This window comes from Paenibacillus hunanensis (assembly GCF_034055775.1).
GTDB classification, from domain to species: domain Bacteria; phylum Bacillota; class Bacilli; order Paenibacillales; family Paenibacillaceae; genus Saccharibacillus; species Saccharibacillus hunanensis.
In genome coordinates this window covers 4,221,323-4,233,186 of record NZ_CP139194.1, presented here as the reverse complement: position 1 = coordinate 4,233,186, position 11,864 = coordinate 4,221,323, and the positions used below count along the sequence as shown (strand labels likewise).

The following is an 11,864-nucleotide window of genomic DNA, read 5'->3' as shown; positions in this document are numbered from 1 at the left end:
GGAGTATTATGGATTTTGCAGGAGCTTATTCAGCTGATAATTTGCGCTTTCTAATGGAAGGGCTAAAAATGACATTATACATCGCTTTCTGGGCGATTCTGCTGAGCTTTGTGATCGGCTGTATTATTGGAGTCATTCGTTATATGCAGGTGCCTGTCGTTTCACAGATTCTGGCGGTGATCGTGGAAGTGCTGCGGAATCTGCCGCTGCTGCTGATTATCTTTTTCGTTCAGTTTGCGATTCCGCAAATCAATGTGTTCGGCTTGCAGTTCAAGTTTACCGTTCCAGCAGGTGCAATTATTGCACTGACACTGTTTGAAGCGGCGATGATCTCGGAGGTCGTACGTGCCGGTCTGAAGTCGATTCCGAAGGGACAGGTCGAAGCCGCACGCTCGTCCGGTCTTGGCTCGATTCAGACATTATGGCATATCGTACTGCCACAGGGCTTGCGCCGGATGGTTCCCCCACTGGTGAGTCAGTTTATCTCACTACTCAAGGATACATCACTGGCGGTTATCGTTGCGCTGGCAGAGCTGATGCATAATGCACAGATTATTATCGGTCAAAGTCCGAACTATTCGATTCCGATTTTGTTACTTGTCGCAATGATCTATTTTGTTGTAAATTATACATTATCCCTGATCTCCAGACGCCTGGAGACCAGAACTGCCTGATCCTCTCTATTGATATCGATCGACCACCGAATGCTGCTGGTGAGTATAAATGGCATGAAGCGAGTAGGCGATCATGTGAAGAATGATGGCAGAAGGCCGGTTTCCGGAAGGAGGCCGGCTTTTGTTGTACAGAGGGGTAAGGTGTTAACAGAAGGGCATTGTATTTTTGCGATCAAAACCGCATGAGAGGGACATTTTATGGTAACATATAAACAATTTCAAAAATCGGCGAGTGTCGTGCTTTCCACATTTCGGAAGCCTGTCGCCCGCTTCCGCCGCAAGGAGGCTGAAGGGCGGATGCCTGCTCTGTTCAGAAATGAAAAAATACAGATGCTTGTTGTGGCGCTTGGTACGGCTGTTGCAGGGGAATTCAAAATTAATCCGGTGCCGGGTGATCTGTTTCGCATTGGGCTTGGTGGCAGTGCTTTTTTATTGTTTTTATTGTTAATGTCCCGACTTCCGTATATTCGTACAGGCTTGTATACGGCGGTGACGGTGATTGTTTTTCGTATGGTGCTGGATTATGTGTTCGCACCGGATAGTTTTGGCATATGGAGTAGCTTACAGGTGCATACCTCGGGTGGTCTGTATTATCTTACCTTCGCGTTGGGCATGTCGCTTATTCAAGGTCAGATTGAGCGGATGCATCTGCTGCTGCTTGGTGTGGTAGCGACCTGTATTGATTTTGGCTCCAATACGGTGGAAATGGTATCACGCTGGCTGCTTAACGGCTCGGATATTTCCAATCCAGCGACATGGGGCTATATTGCGCTGGTGGCTGCGTTACGCGGATTTTTCGTAACTGGACTGTACAGCAGCATTGCGGTCAGTCAGATTCGGGCGCTATCGCAGGAGCAGAATAAGCGGATGGAACAGATGCTATCAGTGAACTCCGGGCTGTATGGCGAAGTGTTTTATTTGCGCAAGTCGATGGATACGATTGAGCGTGTAACGAGCAGCAGCTATCGGCTCTATATGGATCTAAAGCGCGCAGAGCTGAAGGAATTCAGTCAGCGGCAACTCGGTATTACCCAGGAAATACATGAGGTGAAAAAGGACTCGCAGCGTGTAGCGGCTGGACTGCTCAAGCTATTCGATCAGGAAGCGCAAACGATGCTGGCGATGTCCGAAATTATGGATTATGCCATTCGTGGCAACCGTAAATACGCGGTGATGCTGAAAAAGCAGGCGGTGATCAGCGCCTATCTGGACGATGACTTTGTCACCTCAGATTATATTCCGCTTCTTACCTTGCTGAATAATCTGCTTGCCAATGCGATTGAAGCGCTCGGTCCGAGTGGTTCGATTGAGCTGCGAATCGAACAGGAGGCACGCTGGACGGTCATTACGGTATCCGACTCAGGAAAAGGGATTCCAGCCAAAAATCGAGAGACGATCTTTGAGCCTGGCTTTACAACCAAGTTCGGCGAGGGTGGCAGTGCGGCGACTGGTATTGGACTGTCGCATGTACATGATATTATTTCCTCACTTGGCGGCACGATCAAGCTGTACTCTGATGAGCAAAATGCGCCGTGGACAACGATTTTTCGGGTAAAGCTACCAACTGGAGCGCTAAAAAAGGGGGAGTAGTATGGGATTGACTTTTTGTATTGTGGACGATGATCCGGCAACACGAGCGATGCTGGAAAATATTATTCAGGAGAGTCGACTGGGGGAAGTCACGGGAACGGCACGCGGTGGCGAAGAGGGCGCACGGATCATTATGGAAACACGCCCGGATGTCGTGCTGATCGATTGGCTGATGCCCGATCAGGATGGGCTGGAAACGATTGTACAGCTCAAGCGACAGGGCTTCAATGGTAAATACGTGATGATCTCGCAGATTGAAAATCAAGAAATGGTCGGAGAAGCATACCAGTCGGGGATTGAATTTTTCATTCGTAAGCCGATTAATCGAATCGAGGTCGAATCGGTGTTATCCCGTGTAAGTGAGCATTCCGAGATCCGGCAGTATCTGAATGAACTCAAGTCCTCGCTGTCCAAGCTGGATACGCTCAATCTGTTATCAGCAGATCGTCAGGCAACAGCTTCGGTGAAGCCGCGCAGTGTGAGCGAAGTGATTCGTCCTATTTATATGAATCTTGGTATCGTGGGCGAAGCAGGCTGTAACGATATTACGGCAATTATGGAGCTATTGCTGGAGAATGGGCAAAGCGGCCCTTTTCCACCACTCAAGCAGCTGTATGAAGGGGTGGCGGCAGGGTACAAAAGTACGCCGCGGGAGATTGACAAAGAAGCCAAGGCAATTGAGCAGCGTATTCGCCGTACCGTTACAACTGCACTGACGCATCTGGCTTCGATTGGTTTGACGGATTACGGAAATCCGAAGTTCGAGCATTATGCGCCACTGTATTTTGATTTTGAGGATATTCGGGCGAAAATGAAAGAGATTGATGAAGAGCGCGATGATGGCAAGAGCAAGGTGAGCATTAAGAAGTTTTTGCAGGTGCTGTATTTGGAAGCGCTGGATCAAATGCAGAGTGCTTGAGCGTGGTAATGGCTTTGCAGGCATGGGTTTAGGTTTATGAGTTTAATTTCATAAGCTTAGATATACTGGAGCTAGTGTTATCACGTCGGTAAGGAATAAGAAATAAGGAATGAGCGCAGGTAGAATCTGTGAATCGATAGATTAGGATGCAGAATGAATTTTCAGGCTCACAAAACGTGAAAATACATCCCAATCAAAGGTTTAGTGCTTCTTTACTGTATAATATCGAACTTATATAGAGGAATGTTCTAAAGTATTTAGAAACACGTACGTAGAAGTACGCACCTAGAAGTATGTATCAAAAAGCACCTTGCAACGAGTATAGGATGATCTGTCCCTTACATAAAGGAGATGATCCTATACTCGCTGGCAAGGTGCTTTTTAGTATGGCTAATGCCAGAAGCGATTCTTTTTTACCGAGTCATAATGAAACCGGATCGAATTAAACAGAAGCTTCTTCCGGGTTCAGGATGAACTTTTCGATCACTTCTTTGACGCCGTCTTCATTGTTGCTAGCTGTGATATAGTTAGCGATCGCTTTGAGTGGTTCGATGGCGTTCCCCATTGCGACACCAAGACCTGCGGCTTCCAGCATTTCGTGGTCATTCCAGGAATCGCCGACAGCGATAGTGTCTTTGAGATCACAGCCAAAGTGGTTAGCCAGGAATGTGAGTGCAGCGCCTTTGGTGCCTTCTTTGTGCATGATTTCCAGGAATTCTGGCTTGGATTTGGTAATGTGTACGCTATCGCCAAGCAGCTCGCGCAGGATCGGTTGCAGCTCATCCAGGAAAGCAGGATCGTCGATGATCAGCATTTTGGGTGTTGGCAGCTCCATCAGCTTAGCGAAGTCAGGCTCGATATAGTATTGGGTACGGTTAAGCGTCGTATAGTCGATCAGATGCTGGTTCAGCTCGCGAGCATACAGCTTGTCATCGATATACGTTTGCAGATGCAGGTTATGCTCGATGCAGTAGTCATGCAGCTTGCGTGCAGCTTCGACCGGAACATAGCGCTCATATAGTACCTTTTCATCCATCAGGTTTTTGACGAGTGCACCTTGATACGTAATGATCGGCACATTCAGACCCGTTTGACGAGCAATCGCTTGAGCGGATGCATAAGCGCGTCCAGTTGCCAGTGTAACTACAGTTCCTTTCGCTACCGCTTGCTCCAGCGCTTGCTGTGTAGCAGGGGTAACTTCCTTGTCGTCATTGATCAGGGTGTCATCGATATCAATCGCAATCAGTTTGTACATTAGGGGTACTCTCCTTCTATCCAGTTGATTTTATCTATATTAAAAGGGTTGAAGCTATGATTGTTTAGCGGTGGTAAAAGGGAAGATAGGCAATCGTACAAGCAGCGCATTCGAGCTTCCCTTGCTTGAGCTGTCCTTTGCAGCTTAGTCCTCCAGCAGTACCAGTCCGATAAATTCGTCCAGCTCGATATTGCCAAAATAATGCTTGATGTCCACGCCGCTCATCGCTTCGCGCACACTAATCTCCTCATAGCGCTTGCCACGCAGACGATCCTCGATATCTGCAACATCGCCAATACCGAAAAAGTCGCCGTAAATTTTGATCTCCTGAATGTGACCATCCTTAATATCCATACGAATATCGATGATGCCCACCGGGAATTTACGTGTATGCTTAATGTTGGAGGCTGGCGATTGACCATAGTTCCAATCCCAGTTACGATAGCGCTCTGCTGAGATTTCATGAATTTTGTTCCAGTCTTCTTCAGTCAACACATACTGCGGTACATCGGCTGGCTCTACGCCGAAAATATGACGCAGAATCTCGTCGCGGAACTGCTGCATGCTCAGCGGCTCTTTGAGGAATTCGGAGATATTCGCTACGCGGCTGCGTACGGACTTGGTGCTTTTGGATTTGAACTTTTCCGGGTTCACCTTGAGTGCAGATTGCACATTATCCAGCTCCGAATCGAACATGAGTGTACCGTGGCTGAACATACGTCCGCGTGTAGAGAACTGTGCATTACCAGAGATTTTACGCTCACCAACCTGTAGATCATTGCGTCCAGACAGATCGGCATCTACGCCAAGCTGTTGCAATGCCTCAACAACAGGCTGCGTGAATTTGCGGAAGTTGTGGAAGGACTGTCCGTCATCCTTGGTCAGGAAGCTGAAATTCAGATTACCATGATCGTGATACACCGCACCGCCGCCAGATAGACGACGCACGACATGAATGTGATTTGCTTTTACATATTCGGTATTGATCTCTTCGATCGTATTTTGATGCTTGCCGATAATGATGGACGGCTCATTAATATAAAAGAGCAGGTAGCTATCATCCATCGGCAAATGCTTGAGTACGAATTCTTCTATTGCCAGATTGATGGTCGGGTCATTAATCCCCTGATTATCGATAAAGAGCATAGGACGTTCCTCCAGTATTATTTACCTTGTACAAAAAGTGAGATATTTTGCTTTCGCAAAAATCACTCTTTCATTGAACCCCGTGTTAGGAAATCGCTAACACTAGAAATGGAAGCATACAGGCGCATAGCCTTCTTACTTATTGTAAACGAAACTGTCAGTAAAACCAATTGAATGTTGCAAAATGACAGTATCATACTATCACCGCTTATAGAGTTAAATTCCATTTCCATCCATAATGTCGTTTTATAGGAAAAAGGGAAGGGTAATAACAACTAACGCTTGCAAAAGGAGGCAAAACATCATGAATGATCAAGCACGAGAATTGCTGAAAAGTAAGCAGGAAAAGAACGAGCACAATCAGGATATGAAAAAGTTTGTAGAAGGTAAGGAGCATGCGCCTGATCTGGAACAGGGAGTGTCCGATCAGAACCAGCCGGATCAGCAAAATCGGATGAAAGATCAGGAGAACCGTATCACCTGATCGAAACGCAATATGCAATAGATTGGGTACAGCAGGTGCATCACCATATAGCTTTATCATATAAGGTGGAATCCCCTCCAGCTCAGCAACGAATGTTACTCATTTCAGGATGAGAAGCATGCTGACGGTTGGAGGGGATTTTGTCGTGCGGTATACTCCTACCTATAAAGGCAATTGTAGCTACGATTATTATGCCCTATAATCAGAGGGATTGTATTCGTGTTGACCGAAGGTACTGAATAATGGCAGAGATGCCGCAAAAGGAGACTGTATAATGAACTTCAATTCTTCCCAACTACGCTGGTTGTCCTCAATCGTTATGGCAGCTATGCTATCCGTGTTACTTGCCGCATGCGCTCCAACACAGCCAGCGCCGACAACACAGCAGCCTGCTACCGAAAGCACAGAGTCGAGCAATACTAGCTCATCCTCCAATGCAACAAGCTCGGCTGGCGAGCAGACTACATATCCACTCACGATCAAGGACGCAACAGGCTATGACTTTACATTTAAAGAACAGCCTAAACGCATCGTATCCATCTCTCCAGCGGAGACAGAAGCCTTATTCGCGCTAGGACTGGATCAACAGATTGTTGGTGTATCCGAGTATGACAATTATCCTGAAGGCGTCAAAAGCAAAGCGCGCATCGGCGGTGTGAGTAAACCCGATGTGGAGGCGGTTGTAGCCTTGCGTCCAGATGTGGTGTTCACCGGTATTTCGTCCAGCGAAGCACTGGTAAAGGAGCTGCGTGCTGCGGGCATTCCTATTTTCAAAACAACACCAAAAACGATCGATGATGTGATAAGTAATATCGAGCTGTATGGCAAAATTACGAATCGTCAGGCAGAAGCCAAGCAAGTGACCGATCATATGCGTGAACAGGTGAAAAGTGTGACGGATGCCGTAGCATCGCTAACACCAGAGCAGAAGAAAAAAGTCTATATTGAGTTTTCTCCCGGCTGGACAGTGGGGAAAGGAGAATTCATGGATGAGATGATCACCCTTGCCGGTGGCACGAATATTGCAGGCAATACGACAGGCTGGCATGAGATCAATGAAGAAGCGATCGTTGCGGCTGATCCTGATGTGATCCTGTATTCTAAACAATCGATGGATGCAACAACCAATCAGACGCTGGATCAGATTATTCGCGCTCGTAGTGGCTGGAATAAGATCAAAGCGATTCAAAACAATCAACTGTTCGGCTTGGATGACGATCTGGTGAGCCGTCCAGGTCCACGCGTCACAGATGGTCTGGTCGAGATCGCTCATGCGATCTATCCGAATCTATTCAAGCAATGAGTCGTCAACACGTATGGCCGTTGCTGCTATTTCTCGTTTTGCTGGTCATTAGTGTGGTATTGAATACAGGAATTGGTTCGGTATATATTCCAGGCGGTCAGATTACGCGTATTTTGCTGCATCATATTCCCGGGATGCAGCGCTGGATTACACCGGATTGGAGTGAAGCAGCAGAGCAGATTATGCTGAATATTCGCCTGCCACGTGTGATGCTAGCGCTGCTCGTAGGAGCAGCACTGGGTCTGGCAGGAGCAGCTTTTCAAGGAGTGCTGCGTAATCCGCTTGCTGATCCTTTTACATTAGGGGTGTCGTCGGGTTCCTCTGTCGGAGCGGCAGTACTGATTTTTACCGGATATCAATATTCGTTATTTGGCGGCTGGACGCTGCCATTAATTGCTTTTGTCAGTGGAGCGATTACGTTATATATCGTATTGGCACTGGCGCGAGAGCAGGGCAGAATTCCAACGGGAAGCTTGATTTTATCGGGTGTAGTGATGCAGTCATTTCTCGGAGCGATTGTATCGTTTCTAGCGTCGATGTCAGAAGGTAGTGTGAATGAGATTATTTTCTGGACGATGGGTAGCCTGAGTCTGCGTGGCTGGCCCTATGTACTGGCAATGCTGCCGTATGTGGTGATCGGTATCGTGCTACTCTGGAGTCAGGCGCGTGCGATGAATGTGCTGTCACTGGGCGAAAGGGAGGCCGCGCATCTGGGAGTTCATGTTGATCGCACGAAGACGGTTGTACTTATCATCGCTACTTTAATTACAGCAGCAGCGGTATCCGTATCCGGTGTAGTCGCCTTTGTCGGTCTGGTCGTTCCACATATGATTCGCTTGCTACTGGGACCCGATTATCGACTATTGATTCCATTATCGGCCATCGGCGGAGGGATCTTTCTCATGTGGGCAGACACAGCGGCACGTACCGTGCTTGCACCTACGGAAATTCCACTTGGTGTGGTAACCGCTTTTGTAGGAGCGCCGTTCTTTGCGTATTTATTACATCGCAGTAAAAATAAACAGCCCGACATGATGTGACGGTGCTACTCCTTGGCTAATTTTACTATAAAAATGCACAAAGCAAATATTCAAAATCACACCGGAAATATCAAATAAGTAGTAGAAAAATGAAAAAAGTTGAATGTATATACCTATACGTACTGGAGGTGGAATGATGCTGTCAAAGTGGAAGAAACGAAGTACCACCCTATCCAATCCATACGATCATTCGTCTACATCTGCTGGTCATAGCCATCCTGTCCTCCAGCTAAAAGAACTGACGAAGCGCTATGGCGAGCAGACCGTCCTGCATGAGATCAACTGGTCGGTACAGCCCGGCGAATGCTGGGGCATTGTCGGCCCCAACGGTAGCGGCAAAACGACATTACTACAACTACTAGCCGGCACAGAGCATGCCCAGCAGGGCGAAATCCTTCTGCAACATCGTCCACTCCATACCTACAGCCGCCGTGAGCTTGCACAGCATACAGCAGTGCTGGGACAGGAGGGACTGGCACCATTACACTACCCGGTCAAAGAAGTGCTAGCGATGGGACGCTACCCCTATCAAAACTGGCTCGGTCACGACCAGCTAGCCACAGCGGATCAATTGCTAGACGAGATCATGGAACGACTCGATTTAAAGGAGCTTGCCGATCGCCCATTGGATCAGCTTAGCGGAGGACAACGCCAACGTGTAGCATTCGGTAAAGTCATGGCACAGCAGCCCAAGCTGCTCCTGCTAGATGAACCAACAACGTATCTTGATATCGCCTATCAGGTTCATTTTATGGAATGGCTTGATACATGGCGCAGAGAAAGCAATATCACCGTCATCGCCGTACTACACGACCTCAACCTCGCCGCCCGCTATTGCGATCGATTATTAGCCCTACAAGAAGGCCAAATCATGATGCAGGGAACCCCGGAGCAATTAATGGAAGAGTCCGTCTTAAAACAACTCTTCCGCATCCGCCCGGCGATTGTCCATCATCCCGATATCGATGTCCCCCAGCTGTTACTAAAAAGACGTTGAGATGCACTAAAATATCATACTTATTACTGCTGCTTGAATCCTGTAAGCAGGTATTCCAGATAAAGATCAGCTCTCTATAAGGAAGTAGACACAGTATTAAATGAATATGCAATTGTCTCTCCGTTAAAATGAATACTGCTCTACTGTTATTTAACTGCGATATTCATTGATAATATTCAACCAACGATCGAACAAGGATCAGGTGTCTATGATTTAATCTTTAATAGTGCTATCGTCCATATATCAATAAAGTGAATGCACCTTAGATGAAATGCTATCAATAAAAATGCCGTCCCCTCCAAAGATGAGGGGACGGCATTTTTTGCTCGAATGATGTAATGCTCGAATGATGTAATATTCATTTTTTTGATTAATATTGATAGGTTGATCTGAAGGATAAGTTTCGTATTACAATTGTTGAGATATGAGATATGAGATAAACCGCACAGAACGAAGGGAAGGAATAAGGGGAAAGGACGACTTGTAGTGTTAGCGATCTCCTAACACGTCGTTCAATAGAAAGTGATTTTTGCGAAAGCAAAATATCTTACAGCCTCCGAGGGGCGGGAATCTACAATAATCTCCTACTCCGTAGATTCCTGTGCGAGACCGGAGTCCGTCCCCTTATTCCTTCCCGGAGTGGTTGCTGCCCACCCATCTCACGACCTAATCCCACTCAACATTCTATCCAGTAACCTAAATCATACTGAGCAGCTTAATCACTACCCCTGCACTCTATTTAAGCGTAAACTTACTAACCGCATCCTGCAACGACCGAGCCTGTTCATTCAACTCTTCCATAATCGCCGCATAAGCAAACATCTCCGATGATTGACGATCCGTATTCTTCGCAATCCCTTGAATATTATCCAATGCCTTTTGCGTAATTTCAGCTGTTTCATCTACCGACGCGCTTACTTCCTCAGATCCTGCTGAAATCTGCTGCGTAGCCGCTGAAGCCGATTGTACCGTCATGTTCACCTGCTGCACCAGCTCAACGAGCTGATCAAATGACTGACCTGCCTGCTGCACAAGTTGCGTACCGGATTGTACTTCCTCGCTAACACGATTCATCGATTCTGTGGATTTGAGCGATTCCTCACGAATCGATTGCAATGCTGATTCAATCTGCTGAGCAGCTCCGCGTGATTGATCTGCCAGATTACGAACTTCAGCCGCTACGACAGCAAAACCACGTCCATGCTCGCCTGCACGAGCCGCTTCAATCGATGCATTCAGCGACAGCATTTGAATCTGCTTGGTAATCTCGCCGATGGACAACAGAATCTGACTGATCGATTCTGAGCGATTAATGAGCATTTGAACCGATTCGCGTGTATCGGATACAACCATTTCAACCGAATTCATTTGCTGAATCGCATGCTGTGCCATACCGTTACCGGATACCGCGTGATCGGAGGCTTGTCCCAGCTGCTCTGAGATATCCGCAGTCGAGGAAGCGATATGCTGAATACCGTTGGTGATTTCTTCCATTGCACGTGCATTTTCCGTTGAAGAAGTGGCGATCATTGTACTTCCGTCCTTGATCGTAGTGATCGAGTGAACGGATTGATCGACCATGCCCTGCATTTTGGTGATCCGTTTGCTGAGCGCTTCTGTACCGAATAGAACCTTGTCCGAGCTATCGATCACATGATTTACCATCATGCGCAGATTCTCAGTCATCAATCGGAAGCCACGCGCCAGCTGAGCGATCTCGTCGCTGCCCTGCATCTTGATATCCTGTTGCAGATTCCCCTCGGCAACAAGACGGGTATGACGTACAAGACGTGCAAGTGGCAAGGTGATTTTACGACTAAAACGATAGGCAACGAACAGACATACTGCAACCGAAGCGATGGCTACGATGATTGTAGTTACGATCAGGTTTGTTATAATGCCGCCAACAAAGCTTGCATCCATGCTTGCTGCTACGAGAACAGAGCTGCCTGGAATACGATAATAATAGGTCACATGTGCACCATTTTCAGTCGAGTAGAGGTCAGTGAGCAATTTACCTTTGTCCATCGCAATGTTGATATTATCGCTCAGCTCCACTTCCTGACCATCCTTGAAATTCTTCGATTTGTTGGATGTGGCAGCAACGACAGCCTTATCCTTATCGACACGAAGCACATACAGATTATCCAGCTCATACGTATTTAACTGATCATTAAGATACGTTTCCAGCTTCATAATTTCGCCTGTATTCCCCTGTGCAGCCTGCATCACCTGTGTATTATCGATTCCTTTTAAAATCCCATCCATTGCGATACTTAGCACCTGACGGAATTGAGGCACCACGTTATCATTGACCACTCCACGGGTCATAAAATAGAAGAAGGTACTCATCACAAGACAAACTACAATAATAAGGAGAGCAAAAGTAACCATGATCTTACGGCTAATCGATTGATTCATTCGAAACATACATAATCCCCTTCCTGTACTTGACA

General features: G+C 47.0%; 10 protein-coding genes. 7 read left to right on the top strand and 3 right to left on the bottom strand.

The annotated features are described in order from the left end of the window. Positions 1-8: 8 nt before the first annotated feature. The 3 genes from SK066_RS17210 (at position 9) to SK066_RS17200 (ending at position 3,183) form a co-directional block, all read left to right on the top strand. A complete protein-coding gene (locus tag SK066_RS17210; RefSeq protein WP_320542385.1) occupies positions 9-674 on the top strand; it encodes an amino acid ABC transporter permease in 666 nt (221 codons plus the stop codon). A 198-nt stretch (positions 675-872) separates the two neighbouring features. After that, positions 873-2,264 (top strand): ATP-binding protein, encoded by a 1,392-nt coding sequence (locus SK066_RS17205; RefSeq protein WP_250342809.1) that lies wholly within the window; start codon positions 873-875, stop codon positions 2,262-2,264. Position 2,265: 1 nt separating this feature from the next. Next, positions 2,266-3,183 (top strand): response regulator, encoded by a 918-nt coding sequence (locus SK066_RS17200; protein WP_320542384.1) that lies wholly within the window; start codon positions 2,266-2,268, stop codon positions 3,181-3,183. 442 nt (positions 3,184-3,625) lie between these two features. On the opposite strand, the gene SK066_RS17195 is transcribed toward SK066_RS17200, so the two are convergent. Together SK066_RS17195 and SK066_RS17190 are read right to left on the bottom strand one after the other, a co-directional pair. After that, complete coding sequence (locus tag SK066_RS17195) at positions 3,626-4,438, bottom strand: Cof-type HAD-IIB family hydrolase (RefSeq protein WP_188773748.1); 813 nt, start codon at positions 4,436-4,438, stop codon at positions 3,626-3,628. 144 nt (positions 4,439-4,582) lie between these two features. Then, complete coding sequence (locus tag SK066_RS17190; RefSeq protein WP_188773749.1) at positions 4,583-5,584, bottom strand: lipoate--protein ligase; 1,002 nt, start codon at positions 5,582-5,584, stop codon at positions 4,583-4,585. 304 nt (positions 5,585-5,888) lie between these two features. Between SK066_RS17190 and SK066_RS17185 the strand changes: the two genes are divergently transcribed. From SK066_RS17185 to SK066_RS17170, 4 genes are all read left to right on the top strand, one after another. Next, positions 5,889-6,068: a hypothetical protein gene (locus SK066_RS17185; RefSeq protein ID WP_188773750.1), complete on the top strand. Its 180-nt coding sequence runs from the start codon at positions 5,889-5,891 to the stop codon at positions 6,066-6,068. A gap of 274 nt (positions 6,069-6,342) precedes the next feature. Beyond that, positions 6,343-7,371 carry an ABC transporter substrate-binding protein gene (locus SK066_RS17180; protein WP_188773751.1) on the top strand — a complete coding sequence of 343 codons (1,029 nt, stop codon included), beginning with the start codon at positions 6,343-6,345 and terminating at the stop codon, positions 7,369-7,371. Next, entirely contained in the window at positions 7,368-8,411 is a 1,044-nt protein-coding gene (locus tag SK066_RS17175) for a FecCD family ABC transporter permease (protein WP_320542383.1), read from the top strand. The genes SK066_RS17180 and SK066_RS17175 overlap by 4 nt, the downstream gene beginning before the upstream one ends. Before the next feature lie 133 nt (positions 8,412-8,544). Beyond that, positions 8,545-9,408: an ABC transporter ATP-binding protein gene (locus tag SK066_RS17170; protein WP_320542382.1), complete on the top strand. Its 864-nt coding sequence runs from the start codon at positions 8,545-8,547 to the stop codon at positions 9,406-9,408. A gap of 735 nt (positions 9,409-10,143) precedes the next feature. On the opposite strand, the gene SK066_RS17165 is transcribed toward SK066_RS17170, so the two are convergent. Next, positions 10,144-11,838 carry a methyl-accepting chemotaxis protein gene (locus SK066_RS17165; protein ID WP_320542381.1) on the bottom strand — a complete coding sequence of 565 codons (1,695 nt, stop codon included), beginning with the start codon at positions 11,836-11,838 and terminating at the stop codon, positions 10,144-10,146. Positions 11,839-11,864: the final 26 nt, after the last annotated feature.